We start from the raw sequence: 13850 nt of genomic DNA, 5'->3' as shown, positions 1-13850 counted from the left end.
ATGCTGCTGATCTACGGCAACGAGGAAGCTTTCACCTCGATCGGCGCGGAGGCCCTCGCCGAGCTCATCCGCGAGACCGACGCCCTCAACCAGGAGCTGTTCGAGTCCGGCGAGCTGGTCGGCGCCTACGGGATGGCCGACCAGATGAACTCCAAGATGGTCCGGGTCAGCGGCGGGACGCCGGTGGTGACCGACGGCCCCTTCGCCGAGGCCAAGGAGTACCTGGGCAGCTTCACGATCCTCGACTGCGACAGCCTGGACCGGGCCCTGGAGATCGCGGCCCGCAACCCCTCGGCGCGCCACTGGGGTGTCGAGGTCCGGCCGCTCATGCACGAGGCCGACGTCTCGCCGTGACCGATTGGCAGGCCGTCCGGCGGCTGGTCCCGGAGGTGCTCGGTGCGCTGGTGCGCCGCTACGGCCTGTTCGACGCCTGCGAGGACGCCGTCCAGGAGGCCCTGGTGGCGGCGACGACCCAGTGGCCGGTCGAGGGGTGGCCGGAGAGTCCCCGGGCGTGGCTGACGACGGTGGCGACGCGGCGCCTCGCCGACCAGGTGCGCAGCGACGCCGCCCGGCGCCGGCGGGAGGAGGCCGACGCGATCCGCACTCCGCCGCCACCCGCCGGCGGCGAGGTGCACGCCGGCGACGACACCCTCACGCTGCTGTTCCTGTGCTGCCACCCGGTGCTGACTCCCCCGTCGCAGATCGCGCTGACCCTGCGGGCCGTCGGCGGTCTGTCGACCGCCGAGATCGCCCGGGCTTTCCTCGTGCCCGAGGCGACCATGGGGCAGCGCATCAGCCGGGCTAAGCAACGCATCAAGGCCGCCGGCGCCGGCTTCGCCCTGCCGCCGCCGGCCGAGCAGGCGCAGCGGCTCGGCGTCGTGCTCCACGTGGTCTACCTCGTCTTCAACGAGGGCTACACGGCCACGTCGGGAGCGCGGCTGGTGCGGGCCGAGCTGACGGCCGAGGCCATCCGGCTGGCCCGCGAGCTGCACCGGCTGGTCCCCGGCGACGGCGAAGTGGCCGGGCTGCTGGGCCTGCTGCTGCTGACCGACGCCCGGCGCCGGGCCCGCACGGCCCCGGACGGGTCGCTGGTGCCGCTGAGCGAGCAGGACCGGACGCTCTGGAACACCGGCGCCATCGCCGAGGGCGTGGCGCTGGTGACCGGCGCCCTGTCGCGGGGCCCGATCGGCCCGTACCAGCTGCAGGCCGCCATCGCCGCCGTCCACGACGAGGCCCCCACCGCCGCGGCCACCGACTGGCCGCAGATCCTGGCCCTCTACACGGTTCTCGAGCGCGTGGCCCCCAACCCGGCGGTGACCCTCAACCGGGCGGTGGCGGTCGCCGAGGTGCACGGACCCGCGGCCGGGCTGGCCCTGCTCGACGCCGTCTCGGCCGACGAGCGCATCTCCGCGTCCCACCACCTCGTGTCCGTGCGGGCCCACCTGCTGGAGCTGGCCGGCGACCACGACGCGGCCCGCGCCGGCTACCACGAGGCGGCCCGGCGCACCACCAGCGAACCCGAGCGGCGGCACCTCCTGACCCGCGCCGCACGGCTGGGGTGACGGCCTCCGGATCTTGCGGCTGAGACCAGGAAACCGGGCGTCACTTCGATGTCGAGATTCGTCAGGCCCGTGCCGCGGACTTCCGGGATGCTCGCCGTCGGCGGGCTCGCGCTCGAGCCGACCGCCGACGGCCGGCCGGTTTCCGGCCACACAAAGGGTTCTCGGCCGGGTATGCCCCGAAGACCGGGACATTTCTCCAAAATGTTGGTAAAACTTTCACGGGATCGGGGTCACCGATGGTTTCCTCTGTTAGGTAACTTTCCTAACGAACAACGGAGGGTCCCCGCTCATGTCATCCCGCAAGCGCTTCGCCGTGGTAGCCGCCGCAGCTCTGACGCTCATCGCGCCGCCGCTCGGCGCCAAGATCGCCGACGCCGCCACGGCTTCCCCGGCTTCGGCAGACAAAACGTACACGGCCGCCGAGGTGCTGGCCGGCGTCCAGAAGAAGAGCACGACCGCGAACAAGATCAACTCCAAGCCCCACATCAACACCATGACGCGGTCGCAGAACGTGAACGTGTTCCAGGTGTCGTCGGGCGTCTACGCCTACAGTTCCTCCTTGGCCGTCGACGACGACGGCAGCGACCCCGATCCCGACCCGGACCACCAGGGCGAGACGACTTTCCAGGACAGCAACGGCTCACAGCTGGCCGCGCACCACGTACCGTTCTACGTGCTGGGAGACGACTGCTACGACCGCAAGAGCCCGTGCCCGCACTTCTTCTACAAGGAGCACGGCATCAAGGGGCGCCAGTTCGCGCTGATGTTCTACAAGAGCAAGGTGATCGGCGCGATCTTCGGCGACACGCAGACGGGGAACGACCAGACCACTTCGGACAACGACTCCCGCGAACTGGGTGAGGCGTCGGTGAAAGCGGCCTCATCGCTCGGCATCCCCAGCAGCGGCACCACCGGCGGCGTCGACAACGGCGTGACCGTGGTGATCTTCTCCGGCTCGTCCTGGGTCGTGAACGGCACGAACTCCAACCTGAACGCCAACGCCCAGGCCTTGGTCCAGAAGGCCCTGGACAGCCTCGGCACCAGCATGGGCCTCTGAAACCGTTGCGATGAAACAGAGTCGACCGCGACCACCGCCACGGCGCCGACGGCGAACACGGCGGTGGTCGCGGTCGATCGGACGGTGCACGCCCTTTCCGCGCGAGCACCGCGATTGCGTTCCGCCGCAGCGATTCCACCTCGGTGCGCAGCGCAACGCGCATTCAAGATCGCCACGCCAAACGTCCACCGACAGTTCGGAGAACCCGAATGGCGGTGTGCTCCGCCCGGGCCACCGCATCCATTGACACATGTTCCAAAAACCGACTGGACAAAAGCTGGACGGTTGTCACTACCGTGCACTCTGCATATTGCACCCTCCATTTGACTGGCTTAGTGTGACTGGGCTGCTACGGGGAGGGACGACATGGGGTTTCGCACTGTCCCGGAGGCGTTGCGCGCCGCACGAAGATCCGCCGCGGACGCGGTGGGCGAACTGCGGGCCGTCGACTGCGGGGAACCGGTGGGCACGTTGGCCGCGGCGATGCCCGGCGGCACGACCGCCGGCATCGCGCCGACATCGGGCCGGTCGTGGACAACAGCCTTCAAAGCCTGGTGCATCGACGCCGACGCGCACGCCGAGAACCTCGAAAAGGCGGCGGACAGCTACCAGCGCGCGGACCAGACCGGCGGTGACGAGCTGACGAGCGCCGGATCCCCGCGAGGCCCACGCTGATGGTCTCGCTCTCCGATGTGAAGCGGTGGAACACCGCCCAGCTCGACGAGATCTACACGGCGATCCGGCGTCAGCTCGACGTCCTGATCCATTCGGGTGATGATTTCGGGAAGGCCGTTCCGGTAAACGACTGGACAGGTCCCGCCGCCGACACCGCCGGCTCGGCGCACCGAGCGCTGATGTCCCGCATCGACAAGCTCGCGGCCGGCGCGAGCATCGTCGGCAAGGCCATCACCCAAGCGGCTGATGCGATCACCGGGGTGCAGAACGCAATCACGAACGCGGAAGAATTGGCCCTCAAGTACGGCTACCGGATCACCGATTCCGGGACTGTGACCGACACTTTTCGTGACCGTGAGCCACCGCCGGATCTGCACCCGCAAGATCGGGAACGCGCCTGCCGGCAGGTCGTCGACGACCTCACCCAAGCGTTGCGCACGGCCGAGGACATCGACAGCGATCTCGCGTCCGTGCTCGAGCGCGCCGAAACCGGCGAGTTCGGTACCGGTGACGAGGCGACCGCGGCCGCCGCGGCCGCGGCCGGAGCGCTCGATCCCGGTCTCACGTTGCCGGAACCACCCGCCGGCGCCACCCCGTCGCAGACCGCGGCCTGGTGGGCCGGCCTCTCCCCCGCCGGCCGGGCGATCCTGCTCCACGACCGCCCCGCGGCCCTCGGCGACATGGACGGCCTGCCCGCCGAGGTACGCGACAAGGCCAACCGGGCCGTCTTCGGCCAGCGGTACTCCGACCTGCGGAATCACCGTGACGACCTGCGGCACCGGATGGCTGCGCTGGACCAATCCGACCCGACCGATCAGAGCGAGTACTTCGACCTCGAGCGGGAACTGGCTCCCGTGGACAAGAAGCTCCAAGGGCTGGACGCGATCAACGAACGCCTGACGCAGCCCCTGCCCGGCCAGCCGCCCGCGTTCCTGCTGGGCGTCGACACCGACGGCGCCGGGCACGCCATCATCGCCGTCGGCAACCCGGATCACGCGCAGAACCTGGCCACCTACGTCCCCGGCACCTACGCCGGCCTCGACGGATTCGCCACCGACATCCAGCGGGCCGACATCATGAGCCACAGCGCGAGCATGATCAACCCGGTACCGACCTCGGTGATCACCTGGGCCGGCTACGACGCGCCGCAGAGCATCCTCCCGGACGCGGCCGGCACGAGCTTCGCCGATCACGCCGAGCCCGGCCTCCGGCGCTTCCAGGACGGCCTCGGCGCCAGCCACGACCCGATCACCGTCAACTCCACCGTGATCGGTCACAGCTACGGCACCACCGTGGTCGGCCAGACCGCCCGTGACCTCGGCCTGCCCGCCGACAACCTCGTCATGGTCGCCAGCCCGGGCGTCGGCGTGCAGCACGCCACAGACCTGCGTCTCGACGGCGTCCCGCCCGACCAGATGAGCCACCACCTGTACGCCACGAAGTCGGCGATGGACCCGGTCCCCGCCTTGACGAACTTCGACAACCCGGCGCTCGACCGAGTCGATCCCCTGGGCCCGGACCCGACGACCGGGTAGTTCGGTGGGCACCCGTTCGACTCGAACCTCACCGGCGGCCACTCCGACTACTGGGATCCGAACTCGAAGTCGCTACGGGGAATGGCCAACGTGATAGCAGGTGCGGCTGCGCCGTGACCCCTTCGCCTCGAGGCCCCCTGGGGACGCCGAAGAACCTTCGGCGGCTCCTGGTCCTCGTAGTCCTGTTGGCCATCACCACTGCCGCATGCGGAGACGATCACGTGGAACCCACCACCTCCCTCGCCCAGGCGCAAACGTCCGCCACCGACCAGGTTCGCGAGGCCGCAGCCGCGGTCTTCCCCGCGGGCTTCACGCTGGAGGCGCTGCCACCCCAGCCGTTGAACTGCACGGACAGCTCCGGCAAGCCCACCGGTCAAGTCCAGCTCGGCGTCGGCTTCTGGGTCAACGGAATCCCGGCCGCGCAGAACGGCACGTACTTCGACACGCTCAAGGCCTGGTGGTCGAGCCACGGCTGGGTGCTCGACGCCGACAACAGGCCGGGCGACATGTTCATGAACGCCCGACGCGACGGCTACCTCATGAGCCTTCAGGCCAACGTCGACAACCGGCTGGCGATCGGCAACACCACGCCGTGCGTCTGGCGAAACGGCACGCCCACCGCACATCCTTGACCTGCGGACGAGCGTGCCGGTCGCTCGCGGTCCGCCGGCCACACCCGCACCGCACCCACGACGGCCGTCACATGTTCTCGGCGCCGGCCTTGATGGCCTCCCGGATCCGGGCGTAGGTACCGCAGCGGCAGATGTTGCGGATCTCGTCGAGATCGGCGTCGGTGATCTCCCGGCCGGCGGCGGTCGCCTGCTTCACCTTCGCGACCGCGGCCATGATCTGGCCCGGCTGGCAGTAGCCGCACTGGGCGACGTCCAGCTGCAGCCACGCCTCCTGCATCGGGTGCAGGTCTTTCCCGACGGTCGCGGGCAGGCCTTCGATCGTCGTGATCTCGTCGGTGGTCTTGATGTCCGCGACCCGCACCGAGCACGGGTTGAAGGCTTTCCCGTTGATGTGGCTGGTGCAGGCCTTGCAGACGTCGAGCCCGCAGCCGTACTTGGGTCCGGTGATCCCGAGCAGGTCGCGCAGCACCCAGAGGAGCCGGAGGTCGTCCTCGGCGTCGACGGTGACCTGCTGGCCGTTGACCTTGAACGTGTGTTGCGGCACGGCTGGCTCCTAGAAGGCGTGGTCGAGGCCGTTGGTCGGCGAGGGCGGTGTGGACGGCTGCAGCGGCAGCGGCTCGAAGCTCAGCGTGCCGTGGTTGATCGGGAACGAGGTCGGCATCTTGCCGACAGCCCGGCCGTAGGCGCACGCGACCGCGGCGAAGGAGGGGGCCACCGCCAGTTCGCCGGCGCCGCTCGGATTGGCCGACGTGTTCGGCATGACGATCACTTCGGTCTCCGGCGGGGTGTTCCACTCCCGGGTGTAGAAGTAGTTGTCCCAGCTGCCTTCCAGCGGGATGCCGTCCTTCATGTGCACGCTCGAGGTCAGGCACATCGCGATGCCGTCGTTGAGGCCGCCGATCATCTGGGCCTCGAGGCCACGCGGGTTGATCGCGAACCCCGGGTCGACCACGACGAGCGCCTTCGTCACGCGCGGCCCGGTGACCGCGTCGGGGATCTTGCGGTTGACGGTCTCGGGCCGGCAGTCGATCTCGACCAGCACGGCGATCGCGCCGCGGTACTCGGCGTGCAGCGCGATGCCCTGGGCGGTGCCGGCCGGCATCGCGCGGCCCCAGTTGCCGGCCTGCGCGGCCTTGTCGAGGACCGCGCGCAGCCGGTCGTCCTTGAGGAACTCGCGGCGGAACGCGACGGGATCCTTGCCGAACTTCTTCGCCAGCTGGTCGACGACCAGTTCCTCGGCCGTGACGACGTTGGGCGAGTAGATGTTGCGCATGCTGCCGGTGTTGAACTTCAGCGGGATCTCGTTGAGCAGCTGGGTGGTCACGCCGAAGTTGTAGGGCGAGGACTGGCTCAGCAGGAAGATCGACTCGGCGAAGCTGAGGTTCCCGGCGATGGGCAGCCGCGACGCGAACGCCGTCAGCATCTCCCCCAGCCCGTGGCTGAACTCGGTCTGCACGCTGGTGTGCCGCTGCTCGAAGCTGAGCACGTTGCCCAGCAGGTACGTCGCGCGTACCCGCGTCACACACATCGGGTGGACGCGGCCCTGGCGGAAGTCGTCGGTGCGCGACCACATCAGCTTGACCGGCTTGCCCATCTTCTGCGACGCCTCCGCCGCTTCGGCGGCCGCGTCGTGGAACAGGTGCCGGCCGAACGACCCGCCGCCCTGGGTGACGTGCACCTTCACCGCGTCCAGCGGCAGCCCCAGCTGCTTGGCGATGTCCTCCTGCGCGACGATCGGCACCTTCAGGCACGACCAGATCTCCGCGCGGTCCGCCCGGACGTCGGCGATCGCGGCGCCGGTTTCGAGCGGGCTGTTGCTCGCGGCCGCGAAGGTGAACTCCGCGTCGACGTACTGGTCGAGCAGGCCGGGCACGGCCATCGGCAGCTGGGCGGCCTTGAGCTTCTTGAGCACGGTCGCGTCGGACTCGCCGTCCACCGTGCCCGGTCCCCAGGTGACCTTCAGCGCGCGGATCGCGTCGATGCAGTGACCGAAGGTCCGCCCGCGCACCGCGACGCCGTGCGCGATCGCGGCGACGTCGGTGATCCCGGGCATCGCCTTGACCGCGGCCGCGTTGAGGATCGACCGCGGCGTGCCGTTGATCGTCGGCGGCCGGGCCACCATCGTCGGCAGCGCGTCCGGGACGTCGATGTCGAGGGTGAACTGCTTGGTCCCGGTGACCGAGGCGTGGGCGTCGAGCCGGTTCTGCGGGGTGCCGAGGACCTTGAACTCCGAGCGCGCCTTCAAGGTGGCGACCACACTGATCGTCGTCGCGGACGCCGCGGCCTTCGACAACGAGCCGTAACCCGCCTGACGGCCGCTGGAGTGCCGGACCGTTCCGGCGGACGTCGTCAGCTGCGACACCGGGACACCCCACTGTGCGGCCGCGGCGGCGAGCAGCCGCTGCCGGGCGATCGCCGCGGCCGTGCGCACCGGGGTGTAGATGCTGCGCATCGAGTTCGAACCGCCGGTGAGCTGGTTCATCAGCAGCTCGGGCCGGGCGTCGGCGAGGGTGACGTCGATCTGGTCCAGCGGCAGGTCGAGCTCCTCGGCGATCATCATCGCCACGGCGGTGGTCATGCCCTGGCCGACCTCGGCCCGCGGCACCGCGAACGACGCGCGCCCGTCAGTGCCGACGCCGACGGTGATCAGCCCCGACGTCGGGAGCGCGGCGACGTTCTGCAGGTCGCCGAGGTCGAAGATGTCCTCGGGCTGCGGCAGCGACGGGATCGACGCCTCGGCCTGGCCCGGGGTCAGTTCCGCGACCCCGATCTGCGCGGCGACGGCGAGCGTCGGCGCGGCGAGGACGAAACCCAGGAAGCGGCGGCGACCGAGAGTGCGTGGTTCGGGCGGCTGCTCGGCGGGGACGTGGTGGGGCATGAGCGGCTGGTTCCTCTCGAACGACGGTGTCGGAGAAGCGCGGGCCGGAGCACCGCCGGGCCGGAGTGTTGCACAGATCACGCCGCCGAAAGAAGGAGCTGACTGCCTACGTTTGGCCCAGTGTCGTTGTGCACTGTGCACAACGAGTGCTCGTCAGGGCACGCGCGGTGGCGGCAGGAACGGCAGCGCGCGGACCACGAGAGCCAGCTCCAAGGAAAGATCACCGCCGGTCAGGCGCTGTTCGATCAGCCCTTCGATCCGGTGGATCCGGTTGAGCACCGTGTTGCGGTGGCAATGCAGGACCTGCGCCGACCGGGTCGCCGACCCACCGGTGCGCACCCACGTCGACAGTGTCTCCAGGAGCAGGCCGCGTTCGTCGCCGCCCAGGTCGAGCAGGCCCCGCAGCCAGTTCTGCAGCAGCGAATCGGTCAGCTCGGGCGAGCTGAGCAGCAGCGCCTCGGGCAGCCGTTCGGCCAGGCAGACGACCTCGGACCGGCCCGGTGGCACGGTCCGCATCGCCAGGACCGCCTGGCGGTAGGCCGCGTGCACCGCGGCCAGGCCGTCGACGACCAGGGACACCCCGGCCGGCACGGCCAGCACCGAGCCGACGGCCGCGACCACGCCGGCGACGTCGCGACCGGGTAGCGCCACCAGGCCGACAAGGACGTCGGCGCGCGACTGCCAGGCCGACGGTGACCCGAGACTCTCCAGCGCGCTTCCCAGGGGTTCGGCGAAGTCGGCATCGGCGTCGCCGGGTCCGGCCGCCGCGACGACGACGTAGCGCCCGGAGATCGGCAGGCGGAGTGTGCGGGCCGCCTCGTAGGCGAACCCGGTGTCGGCGGCCCGGCCCTGCAGCAGGCCCTCCCACAGGGAGGCGCGGCGCTGCTCGTCCGCGCGGACCATGCCGCGCTCGGTGGCGTGATAGGCCTGCGCGACCTGGGCCGAGATCGCGTCCACGACCTCCCAGACCCGGGTCGCGAGATCCAGCATGGCCTCGTTGTCCACCTTCCCGCCGGCCCGGGCCTGCTCGGTCAGGGCCTGCCAGACCAGCCGCCCGCCGAGCCGGAAGGACCGCAGCACGTCGTCGACCGGGAGCTGCTGCTCGGCTCGCCGCCGCCCGGTGTCCCGGGCCGCGTCGTAGAAGTCCTCGGTATCTCCTATGTCCCCGGTGTCGCGGTGGCCGATGAGCTGGAGGACGCGTCGGAGGTTGTCGTGACAGGAGTGCCACAGGTCATCGCGAGGGACGACGTCGACCAGCCGGTAGCCCGGATTCTGGTCACCGATCACGGACACGAGCACGTCGGTCAGCTCGTCGAGCCCGTCCAGCACGCTGGCGGCCAGCGACCACGCCGGGTCACCGGGTTCCGCCTGCCCTTCGCTCATCCGCACCTGCCATCGTCGCCCGTCTCCGGGGATTCGGTGCCGCTCACCGGGCGGATCGGCCCGGTGACTTCCGGCCTCAGGACAGTTTCGCTCCGGGGGCGAAGGCGGGCAGCTTCTCGAGACTGCTCTGCACGGCCTCGGCGCCGTACTGGAACATCTGCCGCTCGTAGCCGTCGATCGCGTCGAGCAGGTCCTGGCGGCCTTCGCCGGCCTCGATCAGGCCGCGGCGCAGCAGGTCGGCGTCGCGCAGGGCGGTGTTCGCGCCGTTGCCGCCCGTCGGGGAGGTGGCGTGGATCGCGTCGCCGAGCAGGGTGACCGGGCCGGGCGCCCAGCGCGCACCGGGCTTGACCACCCGGATGGACAGCAGCGTGCTGTTGTCCGGGTCGGCCTGCTCGATCAGCGCGCGCAGCTGCGGGTGCCAACCGTCCATCCTGGACAGCACGGCGTCCTGTGCGGTCAGGTCCGCCAGCGAGCCGTCCGGCGGCAGGATCATGGCCCAGCGCACGTAATCGCCGATGTCGGGCAGCGTGACTTCGGGGGCCAGCCGCTCGGCGGCCTGCTTCGGCGGGGTGCGGAACCGCATCGCGCCGAGCAGGAGGCTGACGCCGTCACCCGCGATCTTCGAGCCGTAGGCCTTGGACAGGCCGGCGAACTCGTCGGTCAGCGGAGTGCGGCCGATGACGAACCGGACGCCGGTGTCGGTCGGGGTGGTCTGCGGCGACAGCACCCCGCGGACCGCGGAGGTGACGCCGTCGGCGCCGACGAGCAGGTCGGCGGTGGCCGGGTCGCGGCGGGCGAACCGGGCTCGGACCTGGCCGCCGGCCAGCACGTCGTAGCCGGTCAGCGCGGCATCGGCGTGCACGGTGAGGCCGGTCAGCAACAGGTGCCGCAGCACCTGCCGGTCGACCACGATGCCGGTCCGGCCCGCGCCGAGCCTGCCGATCTCGTTCAGCCGCGGGTCCAGGACCAGCTGCTCGGCCGAGGCCTCCATGACGATCTCGTCCAGCAGCGGGTGCCAGCGCGCCGGCAGGCAGTCGCGCACCGCCTGGAACCCGATCGGGTTCAGCACGAGCCGGTAGCCCTGGAACCGCGCGACGATCCCCGGGTCGCGCTCGAACACGTCGGCCTCGATCCCGGCACCGCGCAGACCCTGTGCGAGAGCCAGACCTCCCAGACCGGCTCCGACCACGGAAACTCGCATCACACACCTCCGGAACTCGGGACGAACTTAGTTCGTCGACGATCCGAGTTGTACCTAGCGAACTTAGTTCGTGTCAAGTTATAGTGACCGGCATGCCCGCCGATCCCCGCCGGCGCCACGCCCGACCAGCGGCGGCGGCACCACGCAAGAAGCCGATCACCGTCGACCGGATCACCGACGCCGCCCTGGAAGTCGTCGCCACCGAGGGGTACGACGCGCTGACCATCCGCCGGGTCGCCGCCGTGCTCGGCACCGGTCCGTCGTCGCTGTACGCGCACATCGTCACCAAGGACGACATCGACGATCTGCTGATCGGCAGGCTCTACGCCGAGGTGGTGCTCCCCGAGCCGGACCCGGCGGCCTGGCGCGGGCAACTGCTCGGGGTGTACTCGCGGATCCGCGACCTGTACCTGGACTACCCCGGAGTCTCACGCGCCGCGCTGGCCACGGTGCCGACCAACCGGGAAACGCTGCGGGTCGGCGAAGGGATCCTGGCGATCCTGCTCGCGGGCGGCGTCGCACCGAGAGCGGCCGGCTGGGCCCGCGACGCGATGTCCCTCTACGTCAGCGCCTATGCGCTGGAGCAGTCACTGGTCCGGCAACGACGCCGGCACCAGGATCAGGAATGGGTGCTCGGCCGCGAGGAACTGTTGGACCGCTTCACCGCATTGCCCGCCGAGGAATTCCCGCAGACTCGCCGCCACGCCGCCGAGCTGATCTCCGGCACCGGACACGACCGCTTCGAGTTCGCCCTCGGCCTGCTGATGGACAGTCTGCGGCCCGAATCCGGGTGAATCCCCGAGCAGGACAGGAATTGTCACCACCTCCGGGGCCGCGCCGTAAGGGAGCCGACGTGAGCAGGCCACCTGGTGTTCGCGTCGGCTCAAGCAGACGGGAATAGCGTCCGGGTCGCTGAAGGATTCTCCCTGGAATACCGAATGAGGCAGATCATGCGCGAAATCCCGGCGGGCCCGAACCGGCGGTCCTTCCTGCGCACCGCGGGGCTGGCCGGCGTCGGCGCGACGGCGCTGGGCGCGCTCGGCGCCGCACCGGCCGAAGCCGAAACCGTGAGCAGCACCGACAATGCGAACAGAGGCAGCGGCAGGTGGCACCCGGACGGCGAGAGCCGCCAGTTCACCGTCGCCGTGATGCCGGACACCCAGTACCTCTACTGGGGCAGCCAGAACAGCATCAACCCGGAGCCGCAGGAAGCGTCGCTGCGGTACGTGATCGCCAACAGCGGCACACCGGACCACAACATCGTCTTCCTGGCCCACCTCGGCGACCTGACGCAGGACGCCGACGTCACGTCGTTCCAGGCCGTGGACAAGACGTTCAAGCCGGCCGACTCGGCCGGCGTCGCCTACAGCGTCCTCGCCGGCAACCACGACGTGTCCGGTGACGACACCCGCGGCACCACGCCGTACCTGCAGACGATGGGCCCGCAGCGGTTCCGCCGGCAGAAGTCGTTCCTCGGCTCCGACGCGAGCGGCTACAACACCGCGCACGTCTTCCGGGCCGCCGGGCGCGAGTGGCTGCTGCTGGCCATGGACTGGCGCACGTCGGCCGCCGGCTTCGCGTGGGCCAACGACGTGATCAAGAAGAACCCGAAGCTGCCGGTGATCCTCACCTGCCACGAGATCGTCGCGCCGACCTACGGCGACGAGGTCTACCCGTACGAGTCGGGCGACGCCGAGAACAACGCCGAGATCACCGACTACGGCCAGACGGTGTGGGACGCGCTGATCAAGGACAACGACCAGATCTTCCTCACGCTCAACGGCCACTACTGGCCCTCGGGCCGCACGACGAAGAAGAACGCCGCCGGCCACGACGTGCACCTGCACATCACGAACTACCAGAACCGGTACATGAGCGGCGGCGGCATGCTGCGCCTGTACCACTTCGACCTCGAGCGCGACACGATCGACGTCGAGACGGTCTCGCCGTGGATCCTCGAGAAGGACCCCGCGAAGCGCAACCGCATGGAGGTGCTGGAGTCGCGGCTCACCACGGCCGTCGACCGCTTCTCGATGCCGTTCGACTTCGAGCGGCGCTTCGCCGGCTTCAGCCCCGTGCCGGTCCGCCCGGCGCGGCCGGCCGGCAAGGTGCTCGTGCCGGGCACGCTCGCGTACTGGCGCTTCGACAACGTCGGCGCGAACGGCAGCGCCGTCACCGCCGGTCAGCAGGTGCGCGATCTGTCGGGCCACGGCAACGACCTCACGCTGCAGTCCGTCGCCGGCACCGCCCCCGACGCCCTGACCTGGACCGACGACCACCACCCCGACCAGCCGGGCCACGCCAGCCTCCGGTTCGCCGGCGGCCGGAGCCCGCTGCACGGCGCGTACCTGACCACGGGCCCGGGCGCGCCGCTGAACACCGAGACGTTCAAGCGCGGCTACACCATCGAGACGTTCGTGAAGATCCCGCGTGACTGGGACGGCGGCACCAACGGCAACATGCCCGTCCTGGTCCGCCGCGGTGCGTCCGGCGACGCGGGCAAGCACGGGAAGAACACCGACCCGAAGGAGCCGGTGGCCCAGCTCATGACCACGAACAACGGTCGTGAGGTGCAGTTCAACTGCTACCCGCTCAGCCAGACCTACCCGACCACCAACTGGAGCCACGGCCTGGCCGAAGACCAGTGGTGGCACATCGCGGTCGTCAACGACGGGCACCGCACCAAGGTCTACGTCGAAAGCTCCCCCGTGGCCGACAACCCCTTCACCGACTCCGTCGGCATCGCCTCCCTCGGCCTCGCGTGGCTCCTCGGTGGTCACGAATACGGCGGCGCGCTCGACAACGTGTTCCACGGCTGGATCGGCGACGTCCGGATCGTCGGCCGCGCGCTGCGGCTGGACGAGTTCCTCACCACGTGATCCACCGGCCGCCGCGGTCACCACCGGAGGACGCGTCGCCGGCGAAGT

12 protein-coding genes are annotated in these 13850 nt (G+C 70.3%); 8 read left to right on the top strand and 4 right to left on the bottom strand.

Translation table 11 applies throughout. The features are described from left to right. The 6 genes from ACLJQZ_RS27985 to ACLJQZ_RS27960 all read left to right on the top strand — a co-directional run bounded on the left by ACLJQZ_RS27985 (position 1) and on the right by ACLJQZ_RS27960 (position 5461). Positions 1-354, top strand: a complete 354-nt coding sequence (locus ACLJQZ_RS27985) for a YciI family protein (protein WP_410622981.1) — start codon at positions 1-3, stop codon at positions 352-354. Beyond that, the gene (locus ACLJQZ_RS27980) at positions 351-1562 is read left to right on the top strand and encodes an RNA polymerase sigma factor (RefSeq protein ID WP_410622854.1); all 1212 of its coding nucleotides are present in this window, start codon (positions 351-353) and stop codon (positions 1560-1562) included. The genes ACLJQZ_RS27985 and ACLJQZ_RS27980 overlap by 4 nt, the downstream gene beginning before the upstream one ends. Before the next feature lie 289 nt (positions 1563-1851). Further along, positions 1852-2619 (top strand): glycoside hydrolase family 75 protein, encoded by a 768-nt coding sequence (locus ACLJQZ_RS27975; RefSeq protein ID WP_410622853.1) that lies wholly within the window; start codon positions 1852-1854, stop codon positions 2617-2619. A gap of 366 nt (positions 2620-2985) precedes the next feature. Further along, positions 2986-3294 carry a hypothetical protein gene (locus ACLJQZ_RS27970; protein ID WP_410622852.1) on the top strand — a complete coding sequence of 103 codons (309 nt, stop codon included), beginning with the start codon at positions 2986-2988 and terminating at the stop codon, positions 3292-3294. Continuing rightward, positions 3294-4829 carry an alpha/beta hydrolase gene (locus tag ACLJQZ_RS27965; RefSeq protein ID WP_410622851.1) on the top strand — a complete coding sequence of 512 codons (1536 nt, stop codon included), beginning with the start codon at positions 3294-3296 and terminating at the stop codon, positions 4827-4829. The genes ACLJQZ_RS27970 and ACLJQZ_RS27965 overlap by 1 nt, the downstream gene beginning before the upstream one ends. 221 nt (positions 4830-5050) lie before the next feature. After that, on the top strand, positions 5051-5461 hold the full coding sequence (locus tag ACLJQZ_RS27960) for a hypothetical protein (RefSeq protein ID WP_410622850.1): 411 nt from the start codon (positions 5051-5053) through the stop codon (positions 5459-5461). A 67-nt stretch (positions 5462-5528) separates the two neighbouring features. Here ACLJQZ_RS27960 and ACLJQZ_RS27955 read toward each other — a convergent pair whose 3' ends face one another. The 4 genes from ACLJQZ_RS27955 to ACLJQZ_RS27940 all read right to left on the bottom strand — a co-directional run bounded on the left by ACLJQZ_RS27955 (position 5529) and on the right by ACLJQZ_RS27940 (position 10923). After that, positions 5529-6005: a (2Fe-2S)-binding protein gene (locus ACLJQZ_RS27955; protein WP_410622849.1), complete on the bottom strand. Its 477-nt coding sequence runs from the start codon at positions 6003-6005 to the stop codon at positions 5529-5531. Between the two features lie 9 nt (positions 6006-6014). After that, positions 6015-8339, bottom strand: a complete 2325-nt coding sequence (locus tag ACLJQZ_RS27950) for a molybdopterin cofactor-binding domain-containing protein (protein ID WP_410622848.1) — start codon at positions 8337-8339, stop codon at positions 6015-6017. Positions 8340-8492: 153 nt separating this feature from the next. After that, positions 8493-9722, bottom strand: coding sequence for a PucR family transcriptional regulator (locus ACLJQZ_RS27945; RefSeq protein ID WP_410622847.1), 1230 nt, complete (start codon positions 9720-9722; stop codon positions 8493-8495). Positions 9723-9798: 76 nt separating this feature from the next. Further along, positions 9799-10923, bottom strand: coding sequence for an FAD-dependent oxidoreductase (locus ACLJQZ_RS27940; protein ID WP_410622846.1), 1125 nt, complete (start codon positions 10921-10923; stop codon positions 9799-9801). Positions 10924-11015: 92 nt separating this feature from the next. On the opposite strand from ACLJQZ_RS27940, the gene ACLJQZ_RS27935 reads away from it, so the two are divergent. Together ACLJQZ_RS27935 and ACLJQZ_RS27930 are read left to right on the top strand one after the other, a co-directional pair. Beyond that, positions 11016-11717, top strand: coding sequence for a TetR/AcrR family transcriptional regulator (locus ACLJQZ_RS27935; RefSeq protein WP_410622845.1), 702 nt, complete (start codon positions 11016-11018; stop codon positions 11715-11717). Positions 11718-11873: 156 nt separating this feature from the next. Further along, entirely contained in the window at positions 11874-13802 is a 1929-nt protein-coding gene (locus ACLJQZ_RS27930; protein WP_410622844.1) for a LamG-like jellyroll fold domain-containing protein, read from the top strand. Positions 13803-13850 lie beyond the last annotated feature (48 nt).

Origin of the sequence: Amycolatopsis sp. cmx-8-4 (assembly GCF_046548675.1) — a bacterium.
In the GTDB taxonomy this organism is placed as follows: domain Bacteria; phylum Actinomycetota; class Actinomycetes; order Mycobacteriales; family Pseudonocardiaceae; genus Amycolatopsis.
The sequence above is the reverse complement of the archived record's forward strand: the minus strand, read 5'-3'. Positions and strand labels throughout refer to the sequence as shown.

What these genes read in the sequence shown, in the direction of transcription:
- ACLJQZ_RS27945 (WP_410622847.1), bottom strand. Translation starts at nt 9,722, where the DNA reads ATGAGCGAAGGGCAGGCGGAACCCGGTGACCCGGCGTGGTCGCTGGCC.
- ACLJQZ_RS27965 (WP_410622851.1), top strand. Translation starts at nt 3,294, where the DNA reads ATGGTCTCGCTCTCCGATGTGAAGCGGTGGAACACCGCCCAGCTCGAC.
- ACLJQZ_RS27985 (WP_410622981.1), top strand. Translation starts at nt 1, where the DNA reads ATGCTGCTGATCTACGGCAACGAGGAAGCTTTCACCTCGATCGGCGCG.
- ACLJQZ_RS27940 (WP_410622846.1), bottom strand. Translation starts at nt 10,923, where the DNA reads ATGCGAGTTTCCGTGGTCGGAGCCGGTCTGGGAGGTCTGGCTCTCGCA.
- ACLJQZ_RS27975 (WP_410622853.1), top strand. Translation starts at nt 1,852, where the DNA reads ATGTCATCCCGCAAGCGCTTCGCCGTGGTAGCCGCCGCAGCTCTGACG.
- ACLJQZ_RS27930 (WP_410622844.1), top strand. Translation starts at nt 11,874, where the DNA reads ATGCGCGAAATCCCGGCGGGCCCGAACCGGCGGTCCTTCCTGCGCACC.
- ACLJQZ_RS27935 (WP_410622845.1), top strand. Translation starts at nt 11,016, where the DNA reads ATGCCCGCCGATCCCCGCCGGCGCCACGCCCGACCAGCGGCGGCGGCA.
- ACLJQZ_RS27950 (WP_410622848.1), bottom strand. Translation starts at nt 8,339, where the DNA reads ATGCCCCACCACGTCCCCGCCGAGCAGCCGCCCGAACCACGCACTCTC.
- ACLJQZ_RS27970 (WP_410622852.1), top strand. Translation starts at nt 2,986, where the DNA reads ATGGGGTTTCGCACTGTCCCGGAGGCGTTGCGCGCCGCACGAAGATCC.